Source organism: Rhodococcus sp. IEGM 1241 (assembly GCF_033142365.1).
Taxonomy (GTDB): Bacteria; Actinomycetota; Actinomycetes; order Mycobacteriales; family Mycobacteriaceae; genus Rhodococcus_F; species Rhodococcus_F erythropolis.
Window position 1 is genome coordinate 56,831 of sequence record NZ_JAWLSE010000003.1, and the last position, 15,271, is coordinate 72,101.

14 protein-coding genes are annotated in these 15,271 nt (G+C 64.1%); 2 read left to right on the forward strand and 12 right to left on the reverse strand.

Features of this window, described 5'->3' with window-relative positions; translation table 11 throughout:
* Nucleotides 1-3: 3 nt before the first annotated feature.
* From R4P70_RS15210 to mqo, 10 genes are all read right to left on the reverse strand, one after another.
* Nucleotides 4-1,512, reverse strand: a complete 1,509-nt coding sequence (locus tag R4P70_RS15210; protein ID WP_317830968.1) for a protein adenylyltransferase SelO — start codon at nucleotides 1,510-1,512, stop codon at nucleotides 4-6.
* 35 nt (nucleotides 1,513-1,547) lie between these two features.
* On the reverse strand, nucleotides 1,548-1,976 hold the full coding sequence (locus R4P70_RS15215) for a CBS domain-containing protein (RefSeq protein WP_092764509.1): 429 nt from the start codon (nucleotides 1,974-1,976) through the stop codon (nucleotides 1,548-1,550).
* Nucleotides 1,977-2,056: 80 nt separating this feature from the next.
* Nucleotides 2,057-3,553, reverse strand: a complete 1,497-nt coding sequence (locus tag R4P70_RS15220) for an MFS transporter (RefSeq protein WP_411742472.1) — start codon at nucleotides 3,551-3,553, stop codon at nucleotides 2,057-2,059.
* An 11-nt stretch (nucleotides 3,554-3,564) separates the two neighbouring features.
* Nucleotides 3,565-4,791, reverse strand: coding sequence for a uroporphyrinogen-III C-methyltransferase (gene cobA, locus R4P70_RS15225; RefSeq protein WP_047271356.1), 1,227 nt, complete (start codon nucleotides 4,789-4,791; stop codon nucleotides 3,565-3,567).
* Complete coding sequence (locus tag R4P70_RS15230) at nucleotides 4,788-5,201, reverse strand: cobalamin biosynthesis protein (protein WP_019748045.1); 414 nt, start codon at nucleotides 5,199-5,201, stop codon at nucleotides 4,788-4,790. The genes cobA and R4P70_RS15230 overlap by 4 nt, the downstream gene beginning before the upstream one ends.
* A complete protein-coding gene (locus R4P70_RS15235) occupies nucleotides 5,185-6,561 on the reverse strand; it encodes a cobyrinate a,c-diamide synthase (RefSeq protein ID WP_317830969.1) in 1,377 nt (458 codons plus the stop codon). Before R4P70_RS15235 ends, R4P70_RS15230 begins: the two co-directional genes overlap by 17 nt.
* Nucleotides 6,555-7,169 (reverse strand): cob(I)yrinic acid a,c-diamide adenosyltransferase, encoded by a 615-nt coding sequence (gene cobO / locus R4P70_RS15240; protein ID WP_019748043.1) that lies wholly within the window; start codon nucleotides 7,167-7,169, stop codon nucleotides 6,555-6,557. Before cobO ends, R4P70_RS15235 begins: the two co-directional genes overlap by 7 nt.
* A gap of 21 nt (nucleotides 7,170-7,190) precedes the next feature.
* Entirely contained in the window at nucleotides 7,191-9,155 is a 1,965-nt protein-coding gene (locus tag R4P70_RS15245) for a magnesium chelatase subunit D family protein (protein WP_084326551.1), read from the reverse strand.
* A gap of 224 nt (nucleotides 9,156-9,379) precedes the next feature.
* On the reverse strand, nucleotides 9,380-9,856 hold the full coding sequence (locus tag R4P70_RS15250) for a GNAT family N-acetyltransferase (RefSeq protein ID WP_003942808.1): 477 nt from the start codon (nucleotides 9,854-9,856) through the stop codon (nucleotides 9,380-9,382).
* Nucleotides 9,857-9,867: 11 nt separating this feature from the next.
* Complete coding sequence (mqo, locus tag R4P70_RS15255; protein WP_020907417.1) at nucleotides 9,868-11,406, reverse strand: malate dehydrogenase (quinone); 1,539 nt, start codon at nucleotides 11,404-11,406, stop codon at nucleotides 9,868-9,870.
* A 146-nt stretch (nucleotides 11,407-11,552) separates the two neighbouring features.
* Here mqo and R4P70_RS15260 point away from each other — a divergent pair, with 146 nt between their 5' ends.
* Together R4P70_RS15260 and mtr are read left to right on the forward strand one after the other, a co-directional pair.
* Nucleotides 11,553-12,602, forward strand: coding sequence for an alpha/beta hydrolase (locus R4P70_RS15260; RefSeq protein WP_069146005.1), 1,050 nt, complete (start codon nucleotides 11,553-11,555; stop codon nucleotides 12,600-12,602).
* Nucleotides 12,599-13,975 carry a mycothione reductase gene (gene mtr / locus R4P70_RS15265; RefSeq protein WP_317830970.1) on the forward strand — a complete coding sequence of 459 codons (1,377 nt, stop codon included), beginning with the start codon at nucleotides 12,599-12,601 and terminating at the stop codon, nucleotides 13,973-13,975. The genes R4P70_RS15260 and mtr overlap by 4 nt, the downstream gene beginning before the upstream one ends.
* Nucleotides 13,976-14,052: 77 nt before the next feature.
* Here mtr and R4P70_RS15270 read toward each other — a convergent pair whose 3' ends face one another.
* Together R4P70_RS15270 and R4P70_RS15275 are read right to left on the reverse strand one after the other, a co-directional pair.
* The gene (locus R4P70_RS15270; protein ID WP_003942671.1) at nucleotides 14,053-14,598 is read right to left on the reverse strand and encodes an alpha/beta fold hydrolase; all 546 of its coding nucleotides are present in this window, start codon (nucleotides 14,596-14,598) and stop codon (nucleotides 14,053-14,055) included.
* Between the two features lie 211 nt (nucleotides 14,599-14,809).
* A complete protein-coding gene (locus tag R4P70_RS15275; protein WP_020907409.1) occupies nucleotides 14,810-15,271 on the reverse strand; it encodes a PPOX class F420-dependent oxidoreductase in 462 nt (153 codons plus the stop codon).

Consider the following 15,271-nt stretch of genomic DNA (forward strand, 5'->3'; position numbering starts at 1 on the left):
CTGTCAAGTGCCACAGAAGGTTTGGAACGTCTCGCTGAAAGACTGCGGAGCCGCCTCGGTGTAGTCAGCCCACTCGTCGCGTCGGCCGAACGGGTGCGTGACCACTTCCAATAGCTTCTCGAAGGGAGCGAGGTCACCGTCGGTCGCGGCGCGCAAGGCCGCATCGAGCCGATGATTACGCGGAATGTACAGCGGGTTGACGCGATCCATCGCGCTCGCGGTCTTCGCGGCCCCGTGTCCGTTTTCGGTCAGGGCTCCCTGCCACCGCTGCAACCAGGGCGCGATGTGCTCCCGTGGCACGAGGTTGTCGAGAGGCACCGATTTTCCGCGCAATTCGTCGGCGAGAGCGCGGAAACTGCCCGTCCAATCAGCACCGTGTTCCGCCAACAACGTCAGCAGATCGTCGACGAGCGCCCGATCGACAAACGGCTGGGCCAGACCGAGCTTTGCCGCGAGACCGGCCGCGTAGTGACCCTCGTAGCGCTCGTCGAAGGTCTCGAGAACTGCTGACGCCGCGGAAATTGCTTCGTCGGGTGTGGAATCGATCAGTGGCAACAGTGTTTCTGCCAAGCGCGCCAGGTTCCACTTCAGTACAGCGGGCTGATTGCCGAATGCATAGCGGCCCCCGTGGTCGATCGAGCTGAACACTGCCGCCGGATCGAACGCGTCGAGGAAGGCGCACGGACCGTAATCGATGGTCTCCCCCGAAATTGTCGTGTTGTCGGTGTTCATGACCCCGTGCACGAAACCGATGAGCATCCACCTCGCCACCAGTGATGCCTGCGCCTCGACCACCGCCTCGAGGAACTTCAGGTAGCGATTGTGTCTACCCGTTGCCGGAAGTTCGGTCAGCTCCGGGTAGTGCCGGGCAATCGCGTAATCGGTGAGCGGCTGCAATACCTCGCCCTGCCGGGCCGCGAACTCGAAGGTCCCAACGCGTAGGTGACTCGACGCGATCCGTGCGAGCACGGCACCGGGTTCTGCGCCGTTGCGGCGAACGTCTCGGCCCGTCGCCACCACCGACAGCGCGCGCGTAGTGGGGACACCGAGGGCATTCATCGCCTCGCTGACGAGATATTCGCGCAGCATCGGCCCTACGACCGCATACCCGTCGCCGCCCCGAGAGAACGGCGTGCGCCCGGAGCCCTTCAGATGCAAGTCCACTCGCTGCCCGTCACTGCTGACGAGTTCGCCGAGTAACAAAGCCCGACCGTCCCCGAGAATTGGTGCGTACCCACCGAACTGATGACCCGCATATGCCATCGCCACCGGTGTGGCCCCGACCGGCACCGTCGACCCGGACAGGACGCCGATCCCGTCCACACTTCGCAGCGCTGCTACGTCCAATCTCAACGACGCAGCCAGCTGCTCGTTCAGCACGAGCAACTGCGGGTCGGGCGCGGCAGCACCTTGCCACGGCACCGTCAGAGCGCCGAGTTCGTCAGCGAAGGTGCTCTCGAGGCCGGCCACGATGGTGACCGTCTCTGCTGTGGATTCCTGGAATGCGGCCATCACACGAGAGTAGTCACCGTGCGACAACCTATCGATCAGCCCTGATCGATGTACGACTCGAGCTGATCGCGTTCGCTCTTGAGCTCGTCGATGCGGCTCTTCACCACGTCACCGATACTGACGATGCCGAGGAGGTTGCCGTCCTCGATCACCGGCAGATGCCGAATTCGACGCTCGGTCATGATCGCGGCAATGCTGTCCACCGCGTCTGCCGGAACGCACGTGTACATCAGTGCGGTCATGACCTCGGAAACCTGGATCCCGAGAAGGTCCGGGCCACGCTCGTGCAGGCGTCGAACGACATCGCGTTCAGAGATGATGCCGACCACCGCGTCGTTGTCGACCACCACCATGGCTCCGATGTTGTGGCGGGCAAGATCGCACAGCAACCCGTTGACCGTCGTGTGGGCGTCGATCGTGACGATGCTGTTGCCCTTGTTTCGCAATATGTCCGCGATCCGCATCACGGCACCCCGATTCGTCGAGACTCTCGGCACGTCCTGCAACGATCGTATCGGCTAGCGAAGCGGAAAAACAGGACTGATCAGGCAATTCCCTGAGCTGCCTTCTCCGCAGCCTGAGCCTGGGCTACCTGAGAAGGTGAGAACCTGATGCACAGCGCCGCGATACCGGCGAACACGGCGCAGACCGCGCAGCCCACAAGTGCGAAGGTGTATCCCTCTCCGAGTGCGATCAATTGCGCCGGATTCATGTCCGCTGCCTTGCCCGAAGTGCCGCCGAGCGAGAGCGTCTTCGACGTCGCCATCGCACCGATCACCGACAGCGCCAGTGGTCCACCGAGCGTCTGGGCAACCTGAGCGATGGCCGTCAGCGGGCCGATCTCGGTCTCCGGGACACCGGCGATCGCGCACAGTGGCAAGGGCACCATCGCGAGGCCGATACCGAATCCGATCCCGATCACGGGCACGAACAAGTTGGCGAGGTAGGTGGAATCGGAATCGAGAGTAGATCCGTAGAGGAGTCCGACGATCATGATCACGACGCCGGTGAGGACCAGCCAACGGGGTTGAACCTTCACGGCGAGCTTGGAAGCAACCGACGCGGCGGCGCCCAATCCGAACGCGAACGGAATGAACGCGATACCGGCACGCAACGGCGAATACTGCATGATGTCCTGCACGAACAGTGCGACGAAGGCCGTCATGCTGAACATCGCGCCACCGACGAAGAAGATGGCGAGGAACGTCGCGACACGGTTGCGATCGGCGAACAACGAGAAGGGCAAGAGCGGGTTGTCCGCAGTTCGCTCGACGAAGAGGAAGGCGGCGAGGGCGACCAATCCGGCCGCCAATGCACCGATGACGGCGATACTCCCCCATCCCATTTCCGGGCCTTCGGTGAGAGCAAAAACAACACCGGTACAACCGAGGGTCGCGAGGATCGCGCCGGGGACATCCAAAGCCAGACGCGTCTGATTCGTCTCGCGAAGGGCGCGGAACGCCATGCCGACGAGCGCGATCCCGATCGGGACGTTGATAAGGAAGATCAGTCGCCATGACACCTCGGTCAATGCGCCGCCGATGATCAGACCGGCGATCGATCCGACGCCCGTCATGGCGGCAAAAATCGCGATGGCCTGATTACGAGCCGGACCCGCGGCGAAAGTCGTGGCAACAAGGGCGAAGGCGGTGGGCGACGCCACAGCTGCGCCGACGCCTTGAAGCGCCCGCGCTGCGATCAACATGCCCTCGTTCAGGGCGAGGCCACAGAGCAACGACGCCACCGTGAACAGCGAGACTCCCGCGATGAACATCTTCTTGCGCCCGTACGCGTCACCGAGGCGACCACCGAGGAGCATGAGACCTCCATACGCCAGCGCGTAGGAGGTCAGCACCCAATTACGGCCACTGTCGCTCAATCCGAGATCAGACTGCAACGGCGCCAGCGCGAGGTTCGCGACAGTGCCGTCGAGCACCACCATCATCTGCAAACCACTCAGGACGATGATGGCGAGCCCGATGACTCGAGTGGCTACCGGGGCATTCGCCGAAGCGGTTTCAGATGTTGGGGAATCAGACACAAGACTTCACGTTACCCAGCGTCGACGGAAAAGCCCGCGACCGGCCCGATCACGATGATCGCCGGAGGCTTGATCTCCTCGTCTTTGACGCGCTGAGCAACGGTCGCCAGATCGGCCCGAAGTTCACGCTGAGTGCGCAGAGTGCCCTCTTGGATCACGGTGACCGGCGTTGTTGACGGGCGTCCACCGTCGACGAGCGCCTTCGCGAACTGATCGATGCGCTCGACCGCCATGAGCAGCACGATCGTGCCGCGCAACTTGGCCAGTGCCGACCAGTCGACCAGCGAATCCGGATGATCCGGAGCCACGTGCCCACTGACGACGACGAACTCGTGGGTGACACCGCGGTGGGTCACCGGGATGCCTGCGGCCGACGGGACCGAGATCGCGCTCGTGATTCCGGGCACTACGGTCACCGGAACGCCGGCAGCGGCACACGCTTCGAGTTCTTCGTATCCCCGCCCGAAGACGTACGGGTCCCCGCCCTTGAGGCGGACCACGAACTTGCCTGCCTTCGCGTTGTCGATCAGCGCGGCGTTGATGGCCTCCTGAGCCATGGCACGGCCGTACGGGATCTTCGCGGCGTCGATCACCTCGACGTCGGGACCCAGTTCGGCGAGCAACTCCGGAGGAGCCAATCGGTCGGCCACGACGACGTCAGCGCGTGCGAGCAAACGGCGTCCGCGCACGGTGATCAGGTCGGGGTCACCGGGGCCACCACCGACGAGAGCAACGCCCGCAGCGGCCGGCTCGGCCGTATCGGCGAGCACGCCCGACTGAAGACCTTCGACGACCGCGGTGCGGACTGCTGCCGAACGACGGTGATCGCCGCCGGCAAGAATTCCGATACTCATACCGTCGTACTCGGCGCTGGCGGGAGTTACCGCGGTGCCGTGCTTCGCGTTGTCGGCGCGCACGCAGAAGATGTGGCGACGCTCCGCTTCGGCGACGATCGCCGCATTGGTTTCCGGCTCGTCGGTCGAGGCGATGGCATACCACGCACCTTCGAGGTCGCCGTCGGCGTACGGGCGCTCTTCGACCGTGATCTGCCCGGCCGTGGCCATACCTTCGACGGCTGGAGTGAACGCGCGACTGATGACGTGAACACGGGCACCAGAGGCGACCAGCAGTCCGAGTCGGCGCTGAGCCACAGTGCCGCCACCGAACACGACCACGCGTCGATCGGTCAGGTTGAGGCCGACCAAGTAGTTGGTCTCGTCTGCGGTGGACTCGCTCACTCGCACTCCGTTTCGTCGTCAGAATTGGTCAAGCTGGAGGGAACTTTACGGGCCGCCGCCACGGTCACTCCATCCCTGGCAGTCTTGGCCACTAGGAGCGGGCCGCCCCCGGAGGCAAGGATCGCCGCCGCTTCCGCGACGCTTGCCGTCCCGATCGCGTGCTCGACGCGAGTCGACGGTGACGGAACCTGAACTCGCCCAAGTACGTCCGGGTCGAAACTCACAATCGGGACGTTCAGTTCATCGGCGGCAGCGAGCAGAGCTGCAGACGCCGCCTTGCCGGTCGCAGTGGCGAGGACCACGATCCTCGCTCGCTCCTGCAGTACGGCGTTCACCGCAGCGACGATGTCCTTCGCGGTGGCGCTCGTCGTGAATCCAACGCCTATACAGAGGTCATCCCCGTGCGGCATCGACGAACTTCGCGATCGATTGGGGCTGCCCCACCGGATGAGTGTGGAGATACGACGCGTGGACGCCGCCGCGAACAAATCCTTCGCGGACACTGCCGCCGTCCCAGGGCCGCCACCCCCACGCACTTCCGCAACCGTCCGCGTCTGCCGAGACGAGAGACGTTCGGTGGAACTCGTGACCGGTGACGCGGGAGCCTGCGTCGAAGAGGGTGGAGTCGCTGATCGCCACTGCTTCGCGGTACCCGAGGGTCAGGCGTTTCCCGAATGTGGCATCCACCCCGACAACACCGGCCATGCTGTGACCGTCCAAGCTGCGAGCGAGGTAGAGCAGACCGGCACACTCGGCGTGGATCGGCGCACCGCCGTCCGCCAGGTCACGAACCTGCTGCAGCAGAACGGTATTGGCCGCGAGGTCCACCGCATGCTCTTCCGGGAACCCGCCAGGAAGGACAAGAGCAGCAGTTCCCGCGGGAAGCTCGTCCCGCAACGGGTCGAACACCTGCACGTCCGCGCCGGCAGCAGTCAGGAGTTCACGGTGCTCGGCATAGCCGAAGGTGAAGGCAGGGCCGCCCGCCATGGCCACCACGGGACGAGACTCGGCATGTGCGCCGACCTCGGCAACCGGATCCCATGCAGCTGCACCCACGTTCGAGGCGGCCAGTGCACGAACAGCATCCAGTTCGACGTGCGAGGCAATCAAGTCGGACATCGCGTCCACTGCGGCCACAGCGGCGGCGCCGTGCTCGGCCGCCGGAATCAGACCGAGGTGCCGGGAGGGAACTTCTAGTTCCGTCAACCGTGGCACAACTCCGAGCACTGCGACGCCGACCTTGTCGCACGCATGACGCAACACCTGCTCGTGACGAGCGCTCCCGACGCGATTGAGAATGACGCCGCCGATGCGCACACCTGCGTCGTAGGTCGCGAAGCCGTGGAGTACGGCGGCCAGACTCTGACTGTGCCCACGGGCGTCGATCACGAGGACTACCGGCGAACCGAGGATCGACGCGACCTGCGCCGTCGATCCCTCCGCCGACGGCTGCGAGTTGGCCTCGTCGATCTTTCCATCGAACAGACCCATGACGCCTTCGACCACGGCGATGTCACAGCCGGCGGTTCCATGCCGGTAGAGCGGTCCGATGCGATCCGGGCCGACCAGAACAGTGTCGAGGTTGCGTCCGGGCCGCCCTGCCGCGAGTCCGTGATAACCCGGGTCGATGTAGTCCGGCCCCACCTTGAAGGGTGCAACGCTGCAACCGGACCGTCGCAGCGCACCGATCAATCCCGTTGCCACCGTGGTCTTTCCGCTACCCGAGGCAGGAGCGGCGATCACCACGGCCGGAGTGGAAGGACTTACCATTCGATGCCCCGTTGACCCTTTCGGCCGGCATCCATCGGGTGCTTGATCTTCGTCATCTCGGTCACGAGGTCGGCGGCGTCGATCAGCGCCTGCGGGGCGTCACGCCCCGTGATGACGACATGCTGGTTGCCTGGGCGATCGCGCAGTGTCTGCACTACCTCGTCCACGTCCACCCAACCCCACTTGAGCGGGTACGTGAACTCGTCGAGGACATAGAATCGATGCTCCTCGCCTGCAAGCCTTCTCGCGATCTCCTGCCAACCCTCCGCAGCGGCAGCAGCATGATCTTCCTCGCTACCGGCCTTGCGTGTCCATGACCAACCTTCGCCCATCTTGTGCCACTGCACCGGCCCACCGACGCCGGTTTCGTCATGCAGGTTTCCGAGCGCGCGGAACGCGGCTTCCTCGCCGACCTTCCACTTGGCGCTCTTCACGAACTGGAACACGCCGATGTCGAACCCCTGATTCCAGGCACGCAGCGCCATGCCGAAAGCGGCGGTGGACTTACCCTTTCCCGGGCCGGTGTGCACGGCAAGTACCGGCGCGTTACGACGCTGACGCGTGGTCAGACCGTCGTCGGGAACTGTCTCGGGAACACCCTTGGGCATCGTGAACTCCTGAGCTGGGATCTAGGCTGCGGCGCGGACGACACCCGCGACCTGCTGCGCTGACAATTCGGCAAGGCGGACGTAACCGCCACGTAGTTCTCGGGCCAACTCGGCTGCCAGCCCCAGACGCACGAGGCCGGTCTCGCAGTCGACGACGATGGAAGCGACGGACGCGTCGGCAAGAAGATGCGCGGCGACGCGGGCGCGGTGCAGCGCGTCCTTGCCTCCGGTAGCCCGGCCGTCGGTGAGCGTGACGACAAGGGCGCGGCGCTGCGGGTCACGAAGTCGTTCACGCAGAACCACTTCGCGAGCACGCAGGAATCCCTCTGCGAGTGGGGATTTGCCGCCGGTACGCATCGACTGCAGGCGACGGACGGCGATGTCCACCGAAGAGGTCGGCGGCAGTACGAGCTCTGCTTCACGACCACGGACAGTGATGACGGCGACCTTGTCGCGGCGCTGATAGGCGTCGCGGAGCAACGAGACAACCGCACCGGTGACCGCGGAGAGGCGGTCGCGTGCTGCCATCGACCCCGACGCGTCGACAACGAAGACGATCAGATTGCCTTCTCGCCCTTCACGAATCGCGCCGCGGAGATCAGCAGGTGCCAGCCGCAGCCGTCCAGCAGTGCGGCCACGCGCAACTTGAGACTCGGCTGCGGCGAAGACCGTGCTCGTCAGATGCAATCCGTGGCCACGTTCCCGCGTGGACCGCACGACTCGTCCACGGGACGACATGGACCGCGAGCGGCGTCCCGGTGCACCTTCGCCGACACCAGGAACCTCGAGGAGCTTGGCCTTGAATTCGCCGGCCGGTGGCGCCGAGGGGCGATCGGTAGCGCGTACTCCCCCACCAGGTCCGTCAGGGTCTTCCGGGCCGTCGTCGTCCGGACCCTCGTCTTCAGGACCGCCGTCTTCGGGGCCACCATCTTCCTGGCCACGGTCTTCGTCAGGGCCACGGTCTTCGGGATTCTCGGGAGGTTCGGGCTCTCCGTCGCGCGCGTCGTCCTCTACCTGCGACTGGGCGTCCTGATCGGCCTGCTCGAGTGCATCGTCCAACTGCTGCTGATCCAAGCCGGGCTCGTCGAACGGATCGCGGCGGCGGCGATGCGGCAGCGTCAGTTCCGCAGCCACTCGCACGTCCTCCGCAGTGACCTCACTGTCGCCTCGCCAGGCAGCGTGGGCGGTCGCGGTGCGCGCCAGCACCAGGTCCGCGCGCATACCGTCGACGTCGAACGACGCACACAGTGAGGCGATACGACGCAGCTCGCGGTTGCTCAGCTCGACCGAGTCCAGTTTCTCACGCGCCGTGAGGATTTCGGCCGCGAGCTCCTCATCGGCGGATTCGTACCGAGCGACAAACGCCTCGGGGTCGCGCTCGTAGTCGAGCCGGCGACGCACCACTTCCATGCGTACGTCGACGTCGCGGGAAGCTGCGACATCGACCGCCAGTCCGAAACGGTCCAACAACTGTGGACGCAGTTCTCCCTCTTCGGGATTCATCGTGCCGACGAGTACGAATTTGGCCGGGTGCGAATGGGAGATTCCGTCACGCTCGATGTGAACGCGACCCATCGCCGCGGCGTCGAGAAGCACGTCGACCAGGTGGTCGTGAAGCAGATTCACCTCGTCGACGTACAGAACTCCCTGGTGAGCGGCGGCGAGCAGTCCAGGTTGGAAAGCGCGCTCACCGTCGCGGAGAACCTTCTCGAGGTCGATGGACCCGATCACTCGGTCCTCGGTGGCGCCGACGGGCAGTTCCACCAAGCGGGCCGGTCGTGTCGTTCCGGCGTCGTCGACCGCGGGCAGCAGCGCAGTCAGCGCGCGCACGACCGTCGACTTGGCAGTTCCCTTCTCACCGCGGACCAGGACTCCACCGATCCCCGGATGCACAGCACACAGAATCAGCGCCAACCGCAATTGATCCTGGCCGACCACAGCACTGAACGGGAAGCCCGCCACTGGTCGATCTTCTTCACTTCGCACGTCGATATCCCTCCACCTCTCGGTTTCCTCGCCGAGAATTTGGCTGCACTCGAATGTCGCGGCAACCTGGCTGAGATCTCCCGGTCAGTCGGTAGAGGAGAGATCTTTCACAGTGGCGGGACCGCGCCTGGATCGAACAGGACTTCCCCGCGAACATTCGGTATCGAAAAAACCCTAGTCGGCTCGCTTTTCCACGAGCCGACCAGGGTCAAATCTCCGACAAACTAGCTGACAGCCACGAAAGGCTCTCCCCCGCCACGGCGCATCGGGGTGTGCGGGATGCCGTCTTCGATGAACTCTTCGCCGTCAGCCTTGAATCCGTGCTTGGCGTACATCTCGACCAGGTAGGTCTGGGCGTTGATCCGACACGGCGCTTCGCCGACCTCGGCAAGTGCGGCCTGCAGGAGGCGGGTCGTGTGGCCCTGGCCGCGAGCCTGACGCGACGTGCAGAGGCGTCCGATTCGGAAGCTCTTGTTTCCGTCGTCGTGCTCTTCGAGCAGACGGAGTGTGCACACCACCTGGCCGTCCTGCTCGAGCCAGAAGTGGCGTGTTTCCGTCAGCAGGTCCCGCCCGTCCAACTCGGGATACGGGCAGGCCTGCTCGACGACAAAGACCTCCACTCGAAGCTTCAACAACTCGTAGAACGTCTTGTTGTCGAGGTCGAGTGCCCATGAACGCTTCAAAGCTGCTGTTGCCGTCATGGGTTGGACTATCACACAGTCGCGACGGTATCCGCGACCGGAGCCGATTCGGAAGCACCAGCGGAATCGAGCTCGAGAACCTTCGAGGACCAATCCCAGACCTGGTTGAACAGGCCTTCGTTGTCGGTGAGTTTGACGCCGATGGACGGAACCATCTCGCGAAGCTTGCCCTTCCAACCCTGGAACTCGGTCGGGAAGCAGCGCTCGAGTACGTCCAGCATCGCCGGGACGGCCGTGGACGCACCGGGCGAAGCGCCGAGCAGGCCGGCGATGGAGCCGTCCTCAGCGGCGACCACAGCGGTACCGAATTCGAGGACGCCGCCCTTGCCCTTGGCACGGCGGATCACCTGGACGCGCTGGCCCGCGGTGATGAGCTCCCAGTCCTGAGCCTGCGCCTTGGGCGCGAATTCACGCAGATCCCAGATGCGACCGGCTTCGTTCTTGGCGAGTTCGCTGACCAGGTACTTGACCAGGCCGAGCTCGCTGACGCCGACGCCGAGCATCGAGAGGATGTTGTTCGGCTTGACCGAGCCGGGCAGGTCCGTGACGCGACCCTGCTTGAGGAACTTCGGCGACCATCCGGCGTATGGGCCGAACAGCAGACCCGGCTTGTTGCCGATGACACGGGTGTCGAGGTGCGGCACCGACATGGGCGGGGCGCCGACGGCAGCCTTGCCGTAGACCTTGGCGCTGTGCTGGTCGATGAGTTCGGGGTTTGTGCATCGCAGGAAAGCACCGCTGACCGGGAAGCCACCGAAGCCCTTGGCTTCCTTGATGCCGGACTTCTGCAGCAGGTGCAGGGCGCCGCCACCGGCACCGACGAACACGAAGCGCGAGCGAACGGTGCGCTTTTCACCGGTGCGACGGTTGGTGACCTTGACGGTCCAGGACTTGTCCGAGTTCTGGGTCAGGTTGGTGACCTCGTGGCCGAAGTACATCTTGCCGCCGGTCTTACCGATGTAGCCGATGAGCTGCTTGGTGAGCGCTCCGAAATCGACGTCGGTGCCGTCCTGGCTCCAGTTCAGGGCGATGGGATCGGAGAAGTCGCGTCCCTTGGCCATGAGCGGCAAACGCTCGCTGAACTCGGCCGGATCGTCGATGTACTCCATGCCGCGGAAGAGCGTGTGGCCGGCAAGTGCGTCGTAGCGAGCACGCAGGTACTTGGCGTTGGCCTCACCGTGAACGAAGCTCACGTGTGGGATGGGATTGATGAATTCCTTGGGCTGAGTCAGGACGCCCTGCTCGACCGCGTGTGCCCAGAACTGGCGGGACACCTGGAACTGCTCGTTGACGTTGACGGCCTTCTTGATGTCGACCGTACCGTCGGAGTTCTCCGGGGTGTAATTGAGCTCACACAGGGCGGAGTGACCGGTTCCCGCGTTGTTCCAGGGGTCGCTGCTCTCGGCTGCGACGGCATCGAGCCGCTCGAAGGTCGAGATCGACCAATCGGGCTGCAGCTGGCGCAGCAATGCACCCAGCGTGGCGCTCATGATGCCTGCGCCCACGAGCACTACATCCGTCTTCGTCTCTACCGCGTTCTGATTCGACACTGGAGAATCGACTTCCTTGTCATTAGCCGTGCGCGCATCCGCCTGCTGTGTTACGCCGAATAGGTTACCCGTGCGTACTCGCGCGGTTCACCACCCCCAATTGTGCTCTACAACGCGCACCCGAAACGACGATTAGATTGTGATTTGTGACTACTTGGGTTCCAGACGTCCTCGGTGACGGATATCAGCAGCTGACGATCCCGCTCGGAACGGATCCGGACGGCGAAGGCGAGGTGGACGCAACACTGGTCCGCTACCAACCGCGGAAGGAGGCGGTGAAGACACGTCGTGCCGTCTTGTACGTGCACGGATTCACCGATTACTTCTTCCAGAAGCACCTGGCCGAGCATTTTGCCGAGCAGGGCTACGCATTCTTCGCACTCGACCTGCGCAAGTGCGGGCGATCCCTCAAGCCGGGACACACGGCGCACTACGTCTCCGACCTTGCGCTCTACGACGCCGAACTGAACGAGGCGCTGCGCATCGTCCGCAGCGAGACCGACGGGAGCGAGGTGCTGCTCATGGCGCACTCGACCGGAGGTCTGATCGTTCCGCTGTGGCTGAACCGTTTGCAGCGCAAGCCCGGTGGCAGCGACGGCGCCGGAATCTGCGGGCTGGTGCTCAACAGTCCCTGGTTCGATCTTCAGGGCCCCTCGGTGGTTCGTAACGTGGGAACCACCGCGATCGACGCCCTCGGACGGGTATCGGCGAAGACGGTGATCCCGGGAACCGGACTACCGACTTACGGTTCCAGCCTTCATGTTTCGGCAAACGGAGTGTGGGACTACAACCTCGACTGGAAGCCTCTGGCCGGCTGCCCCGTCACCTTCGGCTGGATGCGGGCCGTCCGAGCGGGTCACGCGAAACTTCACCGCGGCCTCGACATCGGAGTGCCTGCGCTGATTCTGCGCTCGAAGAAGTCGCAGTTCGCCAAGGCGTACAACCCGAGCGTCGACCTCGCCGATTCCGTTCTCGACGTCAAACAGATCGCACGCTGGGCGGGTTGCCTCGGCGATCGCACCACCATCGTCCCGATCGACGGCGCCCGTCACGACGTGTTTCTTTCGACCGAGAAGCCCTTGGCCACAGCCTTTTCCGAACTCGACCTGTGGTTGGAGTGGCTCGACGGCCACCTCACTCAGGCCGCAGAAAGTTCGGCAAGCACAGCAAGCAACACACAGGAGATCGCGCAGTGACGCACTACGACCTTGCAATCATCGGCAGCGGATCCGGAAACTCGCTGCCCGACGAGCGGTTCGACGGCAAGAAGATCGCAATCCTCGAAGAGGGCACCTTCGGCGGAACGTGTCTCAATGTCGGGTGTATCCCGACCAAGATGTTCGTCTACGCCGCCGAGGTGGCACGCACCATCACCACTGCCGAGAAGTACGGCGTCGACGCCACGCTCGACGGCGTCCGTTGGTCCGACATCGTCAAGCGCGTCTTCGGCCGCATCGATCCCATTTCTGCAGGTGGTGAGCGGTACCGCAGCGAAGACAGTCCCAACACCACCGTCTACCGCGGCCACGCCACGTTCACCGGCGACAAGACGATCGACACCGGAACCGGCGAGACGATCACCGCCGACCAGGTGGTCATCGCAGCCGGTTCGCGTCCGATCATCCCGGACGAGATCGCGTCGAGTGGTGTGAAGTACTACACCAACGAAGACATCATGCGACTGCCCGAACTTCCCGAGCACCTGGTGATCGTCGGCTCCGGATTCATCGCCACCGAGTTCGCACACGTGTTCTCCGCGTTGGGTTCTCGCGTGTCGATCATCGGTCGCAGCCAGAGACTGCTGCGGCACCTCGACGACGAGATCTCCGAGCGTTTCACCGAGTTGGCCGAACAGAAGTGGGACGTCCATCTGAGCTCCCCCCTCACGTCGGTACGCGGCGACGGCGACAACATCGCCGTCGAACTGGCAAACGGCACAGTCGTTTCCGGTGACGTCCTTCTCGTAGCAGTGGGCCGCCAGCCCAACGGCGATCTACTCGGTCTCGACAAGGCCGGCGTCGAACTCGACGACAAGGGCTCGATCGTGGTCGACGAATACCAACGCACCACCGCCGAGGGCGTCTTCGCACTCGGTGACGTCTCGTCGCCGTACCAGCTCAAGCACGTCGCCAACCATGAAGCGCGCGTTGTTCAGCACAACCTGCTCCAGGACGCTTGGAAGGACACGTCCGGGCTTCGCAGCACCGATCACCGCTTCGTGCCGGCAGCCGTGTTCACCGACCCGCAGATCGCCGACGTCGGAATGACGGAGAAGCAGGCTCGCGACGCCGGACTCGACATCACCGTCAAGGTGCAGGCATACGGCGACGTCGCGTACGGCTGGGCGATGGAGGATCAGGAAGGCATCTGCAAGGTGATCGCCGAGCGCGGCACCGGACGCATCCTCGGTGCCCACGTCATGGGCACTCAGGCTCCGACCGTCATCCAGCCCCTCATCCAGGCGATGAGCTTCGGTTTGTCAGCTCAGGACATGGCGCGTGGCCAGTACTGGATCCACCCGGCCCTGGCCGAAGTGGTCGAGAACGCGCTGCTCGGCCTCGACATCTGAGCCCCGCAGCCCTAATGACGCCGAAAAGGCGGGCACTCCGCACAGTGGGAGTGCCCGCCTTTTCGTAGGTCAGAGTTTCACCAGGGGCTGGTACGCAGCACGATCTCGGTTGCGAGTTCGGCCGGTGCCGACTTGACGACGTCGTCGACACCCGGAAGTTCCGTCACACGGAAGTCGGAATACACGAAACGACCGCTGGCGTCGGCGATGGCCCGACCTCCACTGCCCACAACGACGGTGGTCGGAACCTCGACCGGCGGTACGCCGGCAATATCGCTCGCCGACGGATGTCCACGGTCCACGGCGATCAAACTCGCGAAGCGGCCGAACTGACGTGCAGCCAACAGCCACGCGAGATCGGCGCCCTCCCGGTGACCGACCAGGTTCACCCAGGCGATGTTCAACTCGTCCAGAAGTACCACAGCCGAGGTCTCGTCGAGATTCTCGATCGATTCCACCGCGACGGTCCGCAAATCCGAATGGTGCAGTCGCTCACACACATCGTCGTACAAGTCGACGGGGTCGCCCTTGCCGGGGAGCAGGAGTACCGCATGCTTGCTGACCGGCCCGTCGATCCGAACGGTGCACGAACCACTGCCCACCGCTACTCGAGTCAATTCCATGTCTGGAAACGGTACGCGATCCACACTGTGGAGGACCCTGGAGTCGACAGAAGTATGACCACTCATACATTCTCACCACCGCCGGCGAGTCCGATTTGTTCGCTCTGCACCGCCTCTCCCCTGAGCGAAAGTGGCTTTCGGCGCATCTGAGGCGACGGACGTACCGTTCGCTCGAGGTGGGGGGTGGGCCGAACTCGAGTGGGGCGCGGGGCTAGGTACCGGACGGCTTGGGGAGCCTCGTCATTCCGTAGATGTGATCAGCGCGCACCGTGAGGATCTGTCGACGCTCCGCAACCATTGCTTCGCGGTACTCCTCCCAATCAGGATGCTCCTGGCCGCTGATGTCCCGGTACAGCTCGACCAGTGCGTCAGACACTTCGTCGTGAGGATCGGCCGCGACGGGTGTCACCACGGCAAGTCCTTCGATCACGGCGTAGCTCCAGAAGTCGGGCGCGCTGACGTGAAGGGAAACCCGCGGATCGCGGATCGCATTTTTACTCTTGGCGCGATCGGCTGTGATGGACACGGAAGCCGTCTTCGACTCGACGTCCCAGCGGTAAATGATGTTGGACAACTGTGGGCGGCCGTCACGCTTGACGGTTGCCAGCACGCCTTGTTTTCCCTGGGCCACGAGTGCGAACAACGCTTCGGCGGTGTCTGTGTCATTGCTCAT

What these genes read in the sequence shown, in the direction of transcription:
- R4P70_RS15210 (WP_317830968.1), bottom strand. Translation starts at nt 1,512, where the DNA reads ATGGCCGCATTCCAGGAATCCACAGCAGAGACGGTCACCATCGTGGCC.
- R4P70_RS15215 (WP_092764509.1), bottom strand. Translation starts at nt 1,976, where the DNA reads ATGCGGATCGCGGACATATTGCGAAACAAGGGCAACAGCATCGTCACG.
- R4P70_RS15230 (WP_019748045.1), bottom strand. Translation starts at nt 5,201, where the DNA reads ATGCCGCACGGGGATGACCTCTGTATAGGCGTTGGATTCACGACGAGC.
- R4P70_RS15235 (WP_317830969.1), bottom strand. Translation starts at nt 6,561, where the DNA reads ATGGTAAGTCCTTCCACTCCGGCCGTGGTGATCGCCGCTCCTGCCTCG.
- cobO (WP_019748043.1), bottom strand. Translation starts at nt 7,169, where the DNA reads ATGCCCAAGGGTGTTCCCGAGACAGTTCCCGACGACGGTCTGACCACG.
- R4P70_RS15250 (WP_003942808.1), bottom strand. Translation starts at nt 9,856, where the DNA reads ATGACGGCAACAGCAGCTTTGAAGCGTTCATGGGCACTCGACCTCGAC.
- R4P70_RS15270 (WP_003942671.1), bottom strand. Translation starts at nt 14,598, where the DNA reads ATGGAATTGACTCGAGTAGCGGTGGGCAGTGGTTCGTGCACCGTTCGG.
- R4P70_RS15275 (WP_020907409.1), bottom strand. Translation starts at nt 15,271, where the DNA reads ATGAGCAATGACACAGACACCGCCGAAGCGTTGTTCGCACTCGTGGCC.